Annotated in this window: 13 protein-coding genes; 1 reads left to right on the forward strand and 12 read right to left on the reverse strand. The window is 72.9% G+C overall.

The annotated features are described in order from the left end of the window. Positions 1-95: 95 nt before the first annotated feature. The 5 genes from AB5J56_RS21470 to AB5J56_RS21490 all read right to left on the reverse strand — a co-directional run bounded on the left by AB5J56_RS21470 (position 96) and on the right by AB5J56_RS21490 (position 5828). On the reverse strand, positions 96-770 hold the full coding sequence (locus AB5J56_RS21470; RefSeq protein ID WP_369234376.1) for a response regulator: 675 nt from the start codon (positions 768-770) through the stop codon (positions 96-98). Continuing rightward, positions 767-2038 carry a sensor histidine kinase gene (locus AB5J56_RS21475; RefSeq protein WP_369242691.1) on the reverse strand — a complete coding sequence of 424 codons (1272 nt, stop codon included), beginning with the start codon at positions 2036-2038 and terminating at the stop codon, positions 767-769. The genes AB5J56_RS21470 and AB5J56_RS21475 overlap by 4 nt, the downstream gene beginning before the upstream one ends. Before the next feature lie 214 nt (positions 2039-2252). Further along, positions 2253-3410 carry an acyltransferase gene (locus AB5J56_RS21480; RefSeq protein WP_369234377.1) on the reverse strand — a complete coding sequence of 386 codons (1158 nt, stop codon included), beginning with the start codon at positions 3408-3410 and terminating at the stop codon, positions 2253-2255. Between the two features lie 106 nt (positions 3411-3516). Beyond that, positions 3517-4611: an alpha/beta hydrolase gene (locus AB5J56_RS21485; RefSeq protein WP_369234378.1), complete on the reverse strand. Its 1095-nt coding sequence runs from the start codon at positions 4609-4611 to the stop codon at positions 3517-3519. A gap of 224 nt (positions 4612-4835) precedes the next feature. Further along, entirely contained in the window at positions 4836-5828 is a 993-nt protein-coding gene (locus AB5J56_RS21490; protein WP_369234379.1) for an alpha/beta hydrolase, read from the reverse strand. A gap of 198 nt (positions 5829-6026) precedes the next feature. Here AB5J56_RS21490 and AB5J56_RS21495 point away from each other — a divergent pair, with 198 nt between their 5' ends. Continuing rightward, positions 6027-6635 carry a TetR/AcrR family transcriptional regulator gene (locus AB5J56_RS21495; protein ID WP_369234380.1) on the forward strand — a complete coding sequence of 203 codons (609 nt, stop codon included), beginning with the start codon at positions 6027-6029 and terminating at the stop codon, positions 6633-6635. Between the two features lie 289 nt (positions 6636-6924). On the opposite strand, the gene kynU is transcribed toward AB5J56_RS21495, so the two are convergent. From kynU to AB5J56_RS21530, 7 genes are all read right to left on the reverse strand, one after another. Beyond that, entirely contained in the window at positions 6925-8130 is a 1206-nt protein-coding gene (gene kynU / locus AB5J56_RS21500) for a kynureninase (RefSeq protein ID WP_369234381.1), read from the reverse strand. After that, positions 8123-8971, reverse strand: a complete 849-nt coding sequence (locus tag AB5J56_RS21505; RefSeq protein WP_369234382.1) for a tryptophan 2,3-dioxygenase family protein — start codon at positions 8969-8971, stop codon at positions 8123-8125. The genes kynU and AB5J56_RS21505 overlap by 8 nt, the downstream gene beginning before the upstream one ends. A gap of 153 nt (positions 8972-9124) precedes the next feature. Beyond that, positions 9125-9538 carry a DUF3151 domain-containing protein gene (locus tag AB5J56_RS21510; RefSeq protein WP_369234383.1) on the reverse strand — a complete coding sequence of 138 codons (414 nt, stop codon included), beginning with the start codon at positions 9536-9538 and terminating at the stop codon, positions 9125-9127. An 89-nt stretch (positions 9539-9627) separates the two neighbouring features. Next, positions 9628-11136, reverse strand: a complete 1509-nt coding sequence (locus AB5J56_RS21515; RefSeq protein WP_369234384.1) for an MFS transporter — start codon at positions 11134-11136, stop codon at positions 9628-9630. Between the two features lie 110 nt (positions 11137-11246). Next, positions 11247-12278 carry a class II fructose-bisphosphate aldolase gene (fbaA, locus tag AB5J56_RS21520; RefSeq protein ID WP_369234385.1) on the reverse strand — a complete coding sequence of 344 codons (1032 nt, stop codon included), beginning with the start codon at positions 12276-12278 and terminating at the stop codon, positions 11247-11249. A 178-nt stretch (positions 12279-12456) separates the two neighbouring features. Next, the gene (gene pyrE / locus AB5J56_RS21525) at positions 12457-13008 is read right to left on the reverse strand and encodes an orotate phosphoribosyltransferase (protein WP_369234386.1); all 552 of its coding nucleotides are present in this window, start codon (positions 13006-13008) and stop codon (positions 12457-12459) included. 24 nt (positions 13009-13032) lie between these two features. Further along, positions 13033-13824: an aldose 1-epimerase gene (locus AB5J56_RS21530; RefSeq protein WP_369234387.1), complete on the reverse strand. Its 792-nt coding sequence runs from the start codon at positions 13822-13824 to the stop codon at positions 13033-13035. Positions 13825-14285 lie beyond the last annotated feature (461 nt).

Genomic DNA, 14285 nt, shown 5'->3' on the forward strand with positions numbered 1-14285 from the left:
ACGGGTATCCCCCGCGGACCGGCGAGGACCGCCGAGGACCGCCGAGGACGACCAAGGACGCGGTGGGCACGATGAGCCCACCGGGCCCGGTGGGCTCAGTAACCCGACGGGCGCACCAGCCCCGACTCGTACGCGAACACCGCCGCCTGGGTGCGGTCGCGCAGGCCCAGCTTCACCAGGATGCGGCCCACGTGGGTCTTCACGGTCTGCTCGGCGACGACGAGGCGCTCGGCGATCTCCGCGTTCGACAGGCCCTGCGCGATGAGGGCGAGGACCTCCGTCTCGCGCTCGGTCAGCTCGCCCACCCGCTGCTTGAGCGGGGCGCGGGGCGAGGAGCCGAGGCGGGAGAACTCCGCGATGAGCCGACGCGTGATGCCGGGGGCGAGCAGCGCGTCGCCCGCCGCCACCACCCGGACCGCCTCGGCGAGCTGGTCGGCGGAGGCGTCCTTGAGCAGGAACCTGGAGGCGCCGGAGCGCAGCGCGTCGTACACGTACTCGTCGAGATCGAAGGTGGTCAGCACCAGCACCTTGATGTGCGAGGTGGTCTCGGTGATGCGGCGGGTCGCCTCGATGCCGCCGATCTCGGGCATGCGGATGTCCATCAGGACGACGTCCGGCGCGAGTTCGCCGACCTTGGCGATCGCGTCCCGGCCGTCGACCGCCTGGCCGACCACCTCGATGCCGGGCTGGGCGTTGAGCAGCACGGTGAAGCCCTGCCGGACCATCTGCTGGTCGTCGGCGATCAGTACGCGGATGGTGCCGCTCGTCATCGGTTCTCTTCTCCTGGACCTGTGGAGTTGTCCTCGGCGGAGCCGCCGTGGGGGGTGGCGACTCCGTTGCGCGGCAGGAAGGCCGCCACCACGAAGCCGCCGTGCGACGTCTCGGACGTCACGAGGGTGCCACCGAGCATCGCGGCGCGCTCCCGCATGCCGAGCAGGCCGTGCCCCGCGCCCGGGGAGGGCGGGGCGGCCCGCTCGGGTCTGGAGTTGATGACCCGCACCTGAAGCCCGCGCGCGAAGTGCGTCAGCTCCACCCGGACGATGGAACCGGGCGCATGCCGCAGGGCGTTGCTCAGCGCCTCCTGGATGATCCGGTACGCCGACAGCTCCACGCCGGGCGCGAGCGGCAACTCCTCGCCGGTGATCTCGGTGTACACGTCGAGCCCGGCAGCGCGGGTGTTCTCCACGAGGGCGTCGAGGCGGTCGAGCGTGGGCTGCGGGGCGTGCGGGGCGGCGCCGGTACCGGCCCCGAGACCGTACGGATCGTCGGGGTTCTCGGAGCGCAGGACGCCGAGGACGCGGCGCAGCTCGGTCAGCGCCTCCAGCGCGTTGTGCCGGATGCCCGCCAGGTTCTCCTTCAGCTCCTCGGACGGGTCGTCGACCAGGTGCGGGGCGACCTGGGCCTGGATGGAGATGACCGACATGTGGTGCGCGACCACGTCGTGCAGCTCACGGGCGATACGGTTGCGCTCCTCCAGGAGCGTGCGCCGGGCACGCTCCTCGGCGGTCAGCGAGGTCTGCTGGACAAGCTCGGTGCGGGCCTCGCGGCGGCCGCGGAGGGCGGTGCCGAGGAGGACGACGGCCGCGAAGACGACGAGTGCGAAGACACCCGTCGACTTGTACAGAGCACCGCCCAGGACCCCCTGCAGGACGTACGTCGTCAGCGCGGTTCCGGCCAGCGCCTCGGCGGCCACGCGCGTGGGCACCCGCAACGCGACGAGGAACAGCACGACCGCGTGCGCGATGATCGCGGTCATGCTCCACGGCCAGTTGGGGCCTGGGGGCACCATCATCGGCATGTGCGAGCGCGCGCCCTGGGCCGCCACGACGGTGCAGGCCAGCGACAGCCACCACGCCGGCAGGGGCCGCCGCAGCGCGAGGATCATGGCCGCGCCCTGCACGATCCCTGCCGACACGGCCAGTTGGACGCCCAGCCGGTAGTCGCTGCCCAATGCGTCCCCGCCCGCGAGCGCGACGCCGAGCGCCGCGATGCAGATCACCACGTGCGGCAGCCTGCGCAGCCGACGCGGCCGGGACATCGGGGGGAGCGGGAGGGAGTCGCCCCTCACGAGATCGGCGCGGAGCGTGCGGAGGAGGACGAGGACGCGATGCCCGACCCACTCCAGCAGGGCGATACGGGTCCCTTCGCCGGAGGCCGCGGCCGCGGGCGCGCCCTCGAGCGGACCCTCGGCAGGGTCCACTGCGTCGCCGTGTCCCGCGGGCGCCTGCTGCTTCTCCTCCACGAGCTCAACCCTAGGCACGCCGTGCCGCCTTCGTCCCCGATCGGGCGGGCCGGCGGTGGACGAGGACCACGCGCGAAGGGCGGGCGGCGCGGCGGCTGACGGACTGTTCGTAGGAGCGAAAGGCCGCCCAGCAGACCGTCAGGGCGAGGGCGAACGCGGGGAGCCAGAGGAGCCGGGCCAGCACCCAGCCCAGGTCGTCCGGGGTGGTGTGCAGGCCAGGGAGGCGGCCGGCGAGGAGGCCCAGGGCGGTGACCGCCATCATTCCCGTCTGGTGCCACAGGAATATCGTCATCGCCGAGAGGTTGGCGAGGGCCACCGCCGCCCAGGCCGCGGGGCGCCGCATCACCCGGCGCAGCGGCTCGCGCAGCAGCAGGGCCAGGCCGCACTGGGCCAGGCCGAAGGTGACGGCGGCCAGCGTCGGCGGGTTGAGGTTGGAGACCGCGGCGCCCGGGACACCGACCATCGACGCCGGGTAACCCGCCCATGCCACCAGCCCCGCCGTCGCCGCCGTGCCGAGGCCGAACAGCACCCAGCCCGCACGACGCCGGTCCAGCTCGCCGCGTGTCCAGGCCGCACCCAGGGTGTACGGCACCATCCAGCCCGCCGCGACGTTCACCCAGCCGAGCCACGCCGGGCCGCCGAAGCCGATGCGCAGGAGGTCCACATGGAGGACGACGGCCAGCGGCCACAGCGGGTTGAGCCGGGTCAGGAGCGGGGTCGCCGCCGTCAGCGCGGCGAAGACCAGCAGGAACCACAGCGGGGACAGCGCGAGCTTCGCCAGCGCGTGGACCGTCTCGAAACCCGTGCCCGACGCGAGCAGCCCGGCCGCGATCACCGTCCACAGGGCGAGCACGACGGCCACCGGCCGGAAGAGCCGGGCCAGGCGGCTGCCCAGCCACTGCCCGTACGTAGTGCCGCGCGTCCGCGCCGACGCGTAGCTCTTCGTCGCCACATGACCGCCCACCAGGAAGAACACGGCGAGCGTCTGGAAGAGCCAGGAGATGGGGGCCAGCCATGGCATGTGCTGGAGCGGGCTCGCCGTGTGCAGGGCACCGCCGTCCGCGACCAGGGCCGTCACCAGCCAGTGGCCGAGCACCACGCCGAGGATCGCGAAGGCGCGCAGGGCGTCGACGGCGCGGTCGCGCTCCGCCGGGGTCGCGGCATCCATGCGGCGGGCTCCACTGCGGGCTCCGGCGCGCAGGCCGTGCGCTCGGGTTCGTATGACACCCAAGGCAGTTGTGCCGCCCGCGGTGGCGTCCGGGGTCTGGTCCGTCCTACGCATGGGTCACCTCCGAGGTGTCGCCGAGGGTGATCCGGGCGAGGTTGTCGAGGGACACCGAGCCCGGGGTGAAGTAGTCGCTGTGGCCGCCGTCGCCGGCCGCGAAGACGCGGGCGCCGAAGTCCCGGGAGACCGGGTCGGTGCCGAAACCGACGGTCGTGCCGAAGACTTCGGCGCGTACGTGCGGGACGTCCGCCACCCAGTCGTCGGCGCCTCGGGCCGCCCAGACGCGGGCGGAGGTGTGCAGGGCCGCCGCCGAGTCCGCGCCAGTACCCGGGCTGCCGACGAGGGCGATGTCGTCCACGTCCAGGCCGTGCGCCGCACGGCCGCAGACCACCGTGCCGTACGAGTGGCACAGCAGGGATATGTGCGCCGACTGCCCCACCACGCCCCGCAGTTCGCGTACGAAGGCCCGCAGCCGCGGGGCCGCGTCCTCGGCACGCCCCGCTGTCAGGACCGTGGTGCTCACGGTGCCCGGCGTCTCGTACCCGAGCCAGGCGACGACCGCCGTGTGCGCGCCGAGCCGGTGGTGCAGGGCGAGGGCGCCCGCGCGGAAGCGGTTGTAGGTGTCCAGGCTGGTGTCGGAACCCGGGACGAGCACGGCGACCCGGTCGGCGTGCGCGAGGTCGCCGAGGACCTCGACCGCCTGGCCCGCGTCCCGGCCGTCGAAGGAGAGGAAGTGCCGGGAGGGGACGGCCATGGCACGGTCGGCCGCGGCGCGGCTGCGGTCGCCGTGGGCCGCGGCCATGCGGGCCGCCTCCGCGGCGTTCGCACGGTTCGCCGCGTATGCCCCCTCCAGCGTCGACGCCGTCACCGGTGCGAGGACCGCGGGGGCCGGGGCGGGTATCCGGGGCCGGGCGGCGGCGGACACGGGCACGACCACGGCACCGACGACCAGGGCGGCGAGAAGGGCGCGGCGCAGTCGGCCGGTGCGGCCCGCGGTGCGCCGTGCCGCCTGCTTCCCCCGCTTCCGCCTCAGGAGACTTCTGCGCGAGCGGCCGCCCGCCACCGCGCCCGCCACCGGTTCCCCGGGCGCCGTCGCGTTCGCGGCAGTCGTCGCGTTCGCGTTCGACCTCGCCTGGATCCCCATGCCGTCCCCCCTCACGGTCCGCCCGCACGTCGGACGTCCATGAAAGGGAAATTACGGATCGCGACGTGTCGTCGGCGTCCCGCCAGGGAGCTCACCTGGCAGCTGGCTCTCAGGTATTACGGGTATGACCGGGGTACCTCGGGGTGACCAACAAGTACCGCTCTCACCAGGCCTGTTGGGATGTCTACCGGCACGTCGGCATGTCTACCGGCACGCAGGGGCGCCTACCAGGCCAGCTGCGCGATCTCCTCCGCCACCACCGCGCACGCGTCGGCCGCCGGGTCGATCAGCGGGAAGTGGCCGACGTCCTCCAGGAGCGTCAGGCCGACCACCTCGCCGGACTTCGCCGCCGCGTCGGCGTACGCCTCGGCGACCGCCTCCGGGACCACGATGTCGATGCGGCCCTGCACAAGGGTCGTGGCGATGCCGGTGGGCAGCAGGAACGCCGGGTCGGCGTACGGCAGGCGCTCCTCGAACCTGCTTTCCCCGCCCAGGAGTTGGCGAGACGCTCCGCCGCACACGTCCAGCTGCTCGGCGACCCGGAAGTCGGCGATCGGGGCGAGCGCGACGACGCCGCGCAGCGGGGCGGGGCGGTCGGTGCGCCAGGGCGCGTCGGCGGGCAGTACGTGCCGGGCGGCGGCCCACAGGGCCAGGTGGCCGCCCGCGGAGTGCCCGGTGACCACTGTGCGCCGGGCGTCGGCCCCCGGCAGCAGCTCGCCCACGAGGCCGGGCAGCGCGTCGAGCGCGGCCGCGACGTCGTCGAACGTGTCCGGCCAGCGGCCCGCGAGCGGCCCCGCGCCGCTGCCCTGCGCGAGGGACGGGCTGCCCTGCGCGGGGATCGCGGGGCCTCGGCGGTACTCGACGTTGGCCACGGCGAAGCCGCGGCGGGCCAGGAAGTCCGCGAACGGGGTGATGTGCCGACGGTCGTACGGCGCACGCCAGGCGCCGCCGTGCAGGACGACGACGAGCGGCGCGGGGACCGAGGGGTCGGGCTCGCGCGGGGCGTAGAAGTCGATCACCTGGTCGGGGTGGTCGCCGTACGCGGCGGTGACGTCGGGGTCGACGGGCGGATGCGAGAAGGCCGACGCCTGTTCCTCGGCGTCACGGGCGGCGGCCTCGCGGGCCCCGGCGTCCCGGTGCTCGCCGGCCTCGCCGTCGCCGTGCGTGGCGGTGGCGTCCGGGGTGGCTTCCTCGCGGGCTGCGGCGTCGTCCGGCATGCTCCAACCTCTCAGCGGTGAAAAGGATTTGGCGGACCAGGTGTTCGGCGGACCACGGGTGAGTCCGGCCGTTGGCGGGGACGGTATCAGGCCCGTGACGTGCGTCGACACGGGGATGTCACGCTCGGTGAGGGTTAAACGGTTCTGCTGTTTCGTTACGCTGGCGGGGTACCGTCCGTCTCTCCGAAGGAGCCCGACATGTCCGCCGAGCCCGGCACCGTCCGTCCCGGAGGGCGTACCGCCCGTGTCCGCGCGGCCGTCCTGCGCGCCGCCGGGGACGTGCTCGCCGAGCAGGGGTTCGCCCATCTCGATCTCGCCGATGTCGCGCGGCGGGCGGAGGTCGGGAAGACCACCGTGTACCGGCGGTGGGGGTCGGTGACGGGGCTGGTCGCCGACCTGCTGAGCGATATGGCCGAGCAGTCGCTGCCCCGCACCGATACCGGGTCCGTGCTGGGGGACCTGCGGGCCAACGCCGCGTTGGTGCGGCGGACGCTTGCTGATCCTCGGCAAGGTGCCTTGTTCCGGGCGGTGATCGCCGCGGCGGGAGGGGACGGTCGTACGGCGGAGGCGTTGCGGCGGTTCTATGAGGTGCGGGTCGCCGAGTGGGCGCCGTGTGTCGAGCAGGGGGTTGCCCGGGGGGAGTTGCCCCCCGGGACGGACGCCTTTGAGGTCGTACGGGCTGTGTCGGCGCCGTTGTACTACGGGTTGCTCACCGCGGGGGTGGTGCCGGATGCTGCTGCGGCTGACCGGGCGGCGGAGGCTGCGGTTGCCGCGGCCGTGGCTGGAGTGTTCGTCGTTTCCCGGTGACCCGGGGTGGGTGGCCCCCCGGGTGCCCGCCTGTTCGTCCAGCACCCGGGGGTGGGTGGGCAGACCCCGGGTGCCCCCTGTTCCGTGGTCACCCGGGGTTGGTGCTGGGCGGGGGTGGGTCACGCAGCCCGGCGTTTACGGGGCGCCGCTGCGCCCACCCGTGCCGCCCCTAGCGGCACGATTGCCCGCAGCTTGAGCGGCTGCGCCGGCCACCCGGCGCCACGCGCACCCCCAGCCGCTGCCAAGTGGGCAGCCGCCTCAGCGGCACGATTGCCCGCAGTGACGACAGTTACCCCAACACCTCCGCCAGCACCCGAGCCGCCCGCTCCACATCCCCGAAGCCCACGTACAACGGAGTGAAGCCGAAGCGGAGTACATCCGGGTGGCGGAAGTCGCCGACCACTCCTCGGGCGATGAGGCGTTGCATCACCTCGCCCGCGTCGGGGCAGCGCAGGGCCACCTGGCTGCCGCGTTCCGCGTGGGCGGAGGGGGTGAGGGATTCGACCCGGCCCTCGGGGACGTACTCCGACACGCACTCCAGGAAGAAGTCCGTTAGGGCGAGGGACTTGGTGCGCACCGACTCGATCGCGACGTCGTCCCAGACCTCCAGGGCCGCCTCCAGGGCGAGCATGGAGAGGATGTCCGGCGTACCCACGCGGCCCCGCAGCGCGCCCGGCGCGGGTTCGTAGTCCGGGCGCATGCCGAAGGGCTCGGCGTGCGAGTTCCAGCCGGGGAGCGGGGAGTCGAAGCGGTCCTGGAGGTCGTGGCGTACGTACAGGTACGCCGGTGAACCCGGGCCGCCGTTCAGGTACTTGTAGGTGCAGCCGACCGCGAGGTCCACCCCGTGCTCGTCCAGGCCGACCGGCAGGGCGCCCGCGCTGTGGCACAGGTCCCAGACCACCACCGCGCCCGCCGCGTGCACGGCGGCCGTGAGGGACGGCAGGTCGTGCAGCCGGCCGGTGCGGTAGTCGACGTGGTTGAGCAGGACCGCCGCCGTGCGGGGGCCCAGGACACCGGGGACCTCGGCCGGCAGGACGGGACGGAGCGTGCAGCCGGTCAGGCGCGCCGCCGACTCGGCGATGTAGCCGTCCGTCGGGAACGTCGTCGCATCGACGACCACCTCGTCCCGGAGGGCCGCCTCCCCGGTTCCGGACAGCCGAGCCATCCGTACCGCCGCCACAACCGCCTTGAAAACGTTGACACTTGTGGAGTCGCCGACCACGATCTGGCCGGGCGCGGCACCCACCAGCGGCGCGATCCGGTCGCCGATGCGCTCGGGCGCCGTCCACCAGCCGCTCTCGTCCCAGGAACGGATGCGCAGTTCGCCCCACTGGCGGCGGACGACGTCCTCCACGCGCCCGGGGACGCCCGTCGGCAGCGCGCCGAGCGAGTTCCCGTCCAGATAGACCACGTCATCGAGGACGAACTCGGCGCGCAGCGCGGCCAGTTCGTCGGCGGCGTCCAGCTTCTCCGCCCTGCCCGCCAACTCAGACATGGGACCTCGCCGTCCACAGCTCGGGGAACACGTTCTTCTGCGCGCGCTTCTCCAGCCAGGCCACTCCGGCGGAGCCGCCCGTGCCCGCCTTCGCGCCCATCGCGCGCCGGGTGGCGACGAGATGGTCGTTGCGCCAGCGCCACACCAACTCGGCGACGTCCGTCAACGCCTCGCCGAGGCGGGCGAGTTCGTCGTTCTCGTCGCCCGCGTAGAGGGCGGTCCACACCGCCTCCACCTCAGGGGACGGCTCGTAGCGCTGTGACACGTCGCGCCGCAGTACGGCGTCCGGGACGGCGTGGCCGCGCCGCGCGAGCAGCCGCAGGACCTCGTCGTAGAGGCTCGGCTCGTGCAGTGCCTTCTCCAGCTCGGCGTGGACGCGCGGCGCACCGCGGTGCGGGACCAGCATGGACGCGGACTTGTCGCCGAGCAGGAACTCCATGCGGCGGTACATCGCGGACTGGAAGCCGGAGCCCTCGCCGAGGGCGGAGCGGTAGGAGTTGAACTGGGCCGGGGTGAGCTGCGCCAGCGGCCTCCAGGAGGCGTTCAGCGCGTCCAGCTCACGTACCGAACGCTTCAGGGCCGCCACCGCGACCGGCACCCGCTCCTCGCGGAGGGCATGCGCGGCGGTCTCCCACTCGTGGACGATGACGGTGAACCACAGCTCCATGACCTGGGTGGTGACCAGGAAGACCATCTCTCCGGGGTCGTCGGAGCGGGTGTGCTGGAGGTGGGTGAGGACGTCCGCCTGTACGTAGTCCTCGTACGGCGTCGTTCCGTGGAAGTCGAGATGCGGGGTCTCGGGCTCCTGAGCCTCGTCAGAGTTCTGAGCCTTTTGGGACATCGCTGTCTCCTGATACGTACTCCGGGTAGCGGTCCGCCCCTGCCGTTACCGACACGGGGGCCCCGGTCCCCACCGCGCATCCTCCACAATCGTCCCCCGAAACCGCAAGGTCCGCCCGGTCACACCGGGCGGACCTGCATCAATGGCCCCGCTCTAGCCCAGCGTCTGGGCCGCGGCCGGCGAGGAGTCCTTCAGGAACTGGCTGCAGCGCTCGTACTCCTCCTGCTCGCCGATCGACTGCGCGGCGCGGGCGAGGGCGTGCAGGGCGCGCAGGAAGCCGCGGTTGGGCTCGTGCTCCCAGGGCACCGGGCCGTGGCCCTTCCAGCCGCTGCGGCGCAGGGCGTCCAGGCCGCGGTGGTAACCGGTACGCGCGTAGGCGTACGACTCGACGACGCTGCCCCGCTCGAACGCCTCGTCGGCGAGCTGGGCCCAGGCGAGCGAGGAGGTGGGGTACTTCGCGGCGACGTCGGCGGGGGCCGTGCCGTTCGCGAGGAGCTCGCGCGGCTCCGGATCGTCGGGCAGATGGGTCGGGGGCGGTCCCCCGAGAAGGTTCTCGTGAAGGCTCATGGGTTCCAGTCTGCTCCATTGCCCGTGATCGGTAACGGTTGCCCGTGCCCTCCGGGGAATGCCTGGTTCCATGTGCCCCGCAAGGCGCTCTAGACCTGACCGGCGTCCAAGGCCCCGGCCGTCCGCTCCGGCTCCAGCGGCGGCGCGGTGACACAGCCGTGCGTACGGCACTCGGGGCGCCGGCAGTCCGGCGCCGGACGCCGTACGGTCGCGAAGGCGAGCACCGCGCCCACCGTGAGCACGGCCGCGCACAGCGGCATCGCTCGCCGGAACGCGTCGTCGAACTGCTCCGGCACGCGGTACGCCTCCGGGCCCATCCCCACCAGCAGCGGCAGCGCGGCCACGGCGACCAGCCCGGCCGCGCGGGCCGCCGCGTTGTTGATGCCGCTGGCCAGCCCCGCCCGCCCCACGTCCACGGACGCGAGCACCGTCGCGGTCAGCGGCGCCACCAGGGTCACCATGCCGAGCCCCAGCACCAGCAGCGCGGGCAGCACGTCGGCGACGTAGGAGGCGTCCGGCCCGACCCGCAGCATCAGCAGCATCCCGGCCGCGCACAGCAGCGGGCCCACGGTCAGCGGGATACGCGGACCGATGCGCTGGGCGAGGGCACCCGAGCGGGCGGAGAACAGCAGCATCAGGGCGGTCGTCGGCAGCAGCGCCGTACCGGCGCCGAGGGCCGAGTAGCCGGCCACCACCTGGAGTTGCAGCGCGGAGAGGAAGAAGAAGCCCGCGAACGCCGCGTACACGCACAGGGTCACCAGATTGACCACCGTGAACTGGCGCGAGGCGAAGATGTCCGGCGGCATCATCGGGTCGGGCCGCCGCCGCTCCACGGACACGAACGCGACACCCGCCGCCACGCCCGCGACCGCCGACACGACCACCAGCACGGAGCCGCCGTGCGCCTCGATCAGCGCATACGTCACCAGGGCGAGGGAGAGCGCCCCGAGGGCCGCGCCGAGCACGTCGAAACGGCCGTGCGTACGGCCGTCCGCCGACTCCGGAACATGCCGTACGGCGATGGGGGCGCAGAGCAGCGCCACCGGGACGTTCAGCAGGAAGACCCAGCGCCAGCCGGGGCCGTCCACCAGCCAGCCGCCCAGGAACGGGCCGACCGCCGCGCCGATGCCGCCGAACCCCGACCACAGGCCGACCGCCCTGGCCCGGTCGTCCGGGTGGAAGGACGCCTGGATCAGCGCGAGCGAGCCCGGCGTGAGCAGCGCCCCGCCGACGCCCTGCAGGGCACGGGCCGCCACCAGTACGCCCGAGGTGGGCGCGAGCCCGCACAGCAGCGACGCCGCGGCGAACCACACCACACCGATGACGAAGATCTTCCGGCGCCCGAAGTGGTCCCCGAGCGCACCGCCCAGCAGGATCAGGCCGGCCAGGGTCACCATGTACGCGTTCACGGTCCACTGCAGGGCCGTGAGGTCCGCGTCCAGATCGCGGCCGATGCGCGGCAGCGCGACGTTGACGACCGTCGAGTCCAGCATCGCCATGCTGGAGCCGAGCACGGTGGTCAGCAGGATCCACTTTCCCGTGCCGCTCGCGATTCTTACGGCCGGTACGGCCGGGTTCTCCTGCGGAGGGGCAGCCATACATCGGAGCATACGTAAGGGCTCGGCACCTTGCGGGTACCGAGCCCTTTCTCGTACGGATCGGCCTTCCGGCCGGGTGTACAGCTCCGGGTGTACAGCTCCCGGGTGTACTACTTCAGCTTCGTGCCCGTGGAGCGCAGCGCGCCGCACGCCTCGGCGACGCGGGCCGCCATCGACGCCTCGGCGAGCTTGCCCCAGGTGCGCGGGTCGTACTTCGACTTGGTGCCGACCTCGCCGTCGACCTTCAGGACGCCGTCGTAGTTCTTGAGCATGTGGTCCGCGACCGGACGCGTGAAGGCGTACTGCGTGTCGGTGTCGAGGTTCATCTTCACGACGCCGTTCTCCAGCGCCGTGGCGATCTCCTCGGCCGTGGAGCCGGAGCCGCCGTGGAAGACGAAGTCGAACGGCTGCGAACCGGCCGGCCGGCCGTACTTCGCGGCGACGCCCTCGTTCAGCTGCTTCAGGAGCTCGGGGCGCAGCACGACGTTGCCCGGCTTGTACACGCCGTGCACGTTGCCGAAGGACGCGGCGAGCAGGTAGCGGCCCTTCTCGCCCAGGCCGAGCGCCTCGGCGGTGCGCAGCGCGTCGTCGACCGTGGTGTAGAGGGAGTCGTTGATCTCGTGCGAGACACCGTCCTCCTCGCCGCCGGTCGGGGTGATCTCGACCTCGAGGATGATCTTCGCGGCGGCGGCCTTCGCGAGCAGCTCCTGGCCGATGGCCAGGTTGTCGGCGAGGGTCTCGGCGGAGCCGTCCCACATGTGCGACTGGAACAGCGGGTTCTCGCCCTTGGCGACGCGCTCGGCGGAGATGTCGAGCAGCGGACGTACGTAGCCGTCCAGCTTGTCCTTGGGGCAGTGGTCCGTGTGCAGCGCGACCGTGATGTCGTACTTGGCGGCGACGATGTGCGCGAACTCGGCGAGCGCGACCGCGCCGATCACCATCTCCTTCTTGTGCTGGCCGCCCAGGAACTCGGCGCCACCCGTGGAGATCTGGATGATGCCGTCGCTCTCCGCCTCCGCGAAGCCGCGCAGCGCAGCGTGCAGGGTCTGGGACGAGGTCACGTTGATGGCCGGGTAGGCGAACTTGCCTGCCTTCGCCCGGTCGAGCATCTCGTTGTAGACCTCGGGGGTTGCGATGGGCATCTGACCGCTCCTTGTATGTGCGGGTGGCGTTCTGCTTACGGCCCTGACCTAGGGGGGCGACGTCATCGTCGGCCCCATCTTTCCAGACGTGGCCGGATGCTCCAGCCACCGTGTCAGCGACTGGTCGGTAACCCCTGGAGCACCGCCCCAGGGGCCCTGCATCCCGCGGTCCGGGCCGTCAGTCCAGGCCCAGCTCGTCCTTGGAGTACGCGAAGACGTACGGGACGCCCGCGCCCTGCTCGATCTTCTCCGCGGCGCCGGTCGCCCGGTCGACGATCGTCGCGACGCCGACCACCTCCGCGCCCGCCTCGCGCACCGCCTCCACCGCGGTCAGCGGGGAACCTCCCGTGGTGGAGGTGTCCTCGACGACCAGCACGCGGCGGCCGCTGATCTCGGGGCCCTCCACGCGTCGCTGCAGCCCGTGCGCCTTCGCGGCCTTCCGTACGACGAAGGCGTCCAGCTTCCGGCCGCGGGCGGCGGCCGCGTGCAGCATCGACGCGGCGACCGGGTCGGCGCCCATCGTCAGGCCGCCCACCGCGTCGAAGTCGAGGTCCGCGGTCAGGTCGAGCAGCACCTGGCCGACCAGCGGCGCGGCCTCGCCGTCGAGGGTGATGCGGCGCAGGTCGACGTAGTAGTCCGCCTCGAGACCCGACGACAGGGTCACCTTGCCGTGCACCACGGCCTTGTCCTTGATCTGCTGCAGCAGTGCTCCGCGTACGTCATCACTCATGGGCATCAGCTTAGAGGTGGCTCCTCACAGGCGGCGCCAGCTCCAGGTGGTCGCGGCTTCGAGGGGCTCGATCGGCGTGACCAGGCGGGGCAGCGTGTTCAGGCCGTTGGGCGGGCCGGTCTGCGGCTCCACGCATACCGCGGCCTCCTGCTCGTCGTACACGACGACCCACTGCTCGCGGCTGGCCACCTTCAGCTCCAGTTGTCCGGGCCAGGTGAGGGTGACGTCGACTCCGTCGGGCATCCCGAAGCAGTCGTCCCAGGGGCCGGGGAGCGGGTCGATGCGCTTGCCGGTGGGGAGGTGGTCGTCGCCGCGCTCCTCCTGCCAGGCGGGGGTGAAGTCGAGCCGGACGTCGTCGCCGGTGCCGAGGTTTCGGTTGAACCAGGGGTGCCAGCCGATCTGCGCCGGGAACGAGTCCGCGTACGTCTCCACGGACGTGGTGAGCGTGAAGGCGTCCTCCGTCAGGGCGAAGGCCTGGGTGACGCGGCCGGGGTGGGGCCAGGGGGCGACGAGGTCGTACGTGATGACGGCCTCGGTGGTGCTGGTGCGGGCGGTTTTCCAGGCGCCGTCGCGGGTGGTGCCGTGGATGGCGTGCGGAGGGGAGTTGAGCGGCAGCTGCCGTACGACGGCGCCGTCGAGGAACCGGCCTTCGCGGGTCCGGCCGCACCACGGGACCATCGGGAAGCACCCGAACTTCTCGCCCTGCCGCAGCAGTTCGACGCCGCCGACCCGCAGACTGCCCACCCGTCCGCCGTTCCCCGGCGCCACGGTCACCTCCGCGTCACCCGCGGTCAGCGTGATGTCTTCGTTACTCACGCCCTGACCTTACTGGCGCGTGGGCCTTGGGCAGGGCGCCGGGTCTGGCGTGGGCGCCTTTCGCAGTGGGGTGCGTGGTGGGTCGGGGCCGTGCCGGTACGTTCTGCCCGTCGCCGCGTGGGCGTACTGCCCGGGGGCTGAATACGGCGAAACTTGGCGGGCGATCTGCTATGCGACGGGCAGGAACGTACCGGCACGGCCCCTTCCGCCGTAGGGCGACTGCGGGCCGTCCGTGGTAGCTGCCGGGTGGCTGGCGTAGCCGCTCTCCCTGCGGGCAATCGTGCCGCTGGGGCGGCACGGGTGGGCGCAGGCGGCGCCTCGATAGCGCCGAGTTGCGCGACCCACCCGCGCCCCGCACCCGCGCCGGGTGCGAAGGAAGCAGAGGGTGCCCGGGGTTTGCCCACCCACCCCGGGTGACGTACAAGCGCGGGGGCACCCGGGGGCTGCGGAACGCCCCCGGC

The sequence above is a fragment of the Streptomyces sp. R21 genome, assembly GCF_041051975.1.
GTDB lineage: Bacteria > Actinomycetota > Actinomycetes > Streptomycetales > Streptomycetaceae > Streptomyces.

What these genes read in the sequence shown, in the direction of transcription:
- AB5J56_RS21515 (WP_369234384.1), bottom strand. Translation starts at nt 11,136, where the DNA reads ATGGCTGCCCCTCCGCAGGAGAACCCGGCCGTACCGGCCGTAAGAATC.
- AB5J56_RS21490 (WP_369234379.1), bottom strand. Translation starts at nt 5,828, where the DNA reads ATGCCGGACGACGCCGCAGCCCGCGAGGAAGCCACCCCGGACGCCACC.
- AB5J56_RS21470 (WP_369234376.1), bottom strand. Translation starts at nt 770, where the DNA reads ATGACGAGCGGCACCATCCGCGTACTGATCGCCGACGACCAGCAGATG.
- AB5J56_RS21495 (WP_369234380.1), top strand. Translation starts at nt 6,027, where the DNA reads ATGTCCGCCGAGCCCGGCACCGTCCGTCCCGGAGGGCGTACCGCCCGT.
- AB5J56_RS21475 (WP_369242691.1), bottom strand. Translation starts at nt 2,038, where the DNA reads ATGTCCCGGCCGCGTCGGCTGCGCAGGCTGCCGCACGTGGTGATCTGC.
- kynU (WP_369234381.1), bottom strand. Translation starts at nt 8,130, where the DNA reads ATGTCTGAGTTGGCGGGCAGGGCGGAGAAGCTGGACGCCGCCGACGAA.
- pyrE (WP_369234386.1), bottom strand. Translation starts at nt 13,008, where the DNA reads ATGAGTGATGACGTACGCGGAGCACTGCTGCAGCAGATCAAGGACAAG.
- fbaA (WP_369234385.1), bottom strand. Translation starts at nt 12,278, where the DNA reads ATGCCCATCGCAACCCCCGAGGTCTACAACGAGATGCTCGACCGGGCG.
- AB5J56_RS21480 (WP_369234377.1), bottom strand. Translation starts at nt 3,410, where the DNA reads ATGGATGCCGCGACCCCGGCGGAGCGCGACCGCGCCGTCGACGCCCTG.
- AB5J56_RS21505 (WP_369234382.1), bottom strand. Translation starts at nt 8,971, where the DNA reads ATGTCCCAAAAGGCTCAGAACTCTGACGAGGCTCAGGAGCCCGAGACC.
- AB5J56_RS21510 (WP_369234383.1), bottom strand. Translation starts at nt 9,538, where the DNA reads ATGAGCCTTCACGAGAACCTTCTCGGGGGACCGCCCCCGACCCATCTG.
- AB5J56_RS21485 (WP_369234378.1), bottom strand. Translation starts at nt 4,611, where the DNA reads ATGGGGATCCAGGCGAGGTCGAACGCGAACGCGACGACTGCCGCGAAC.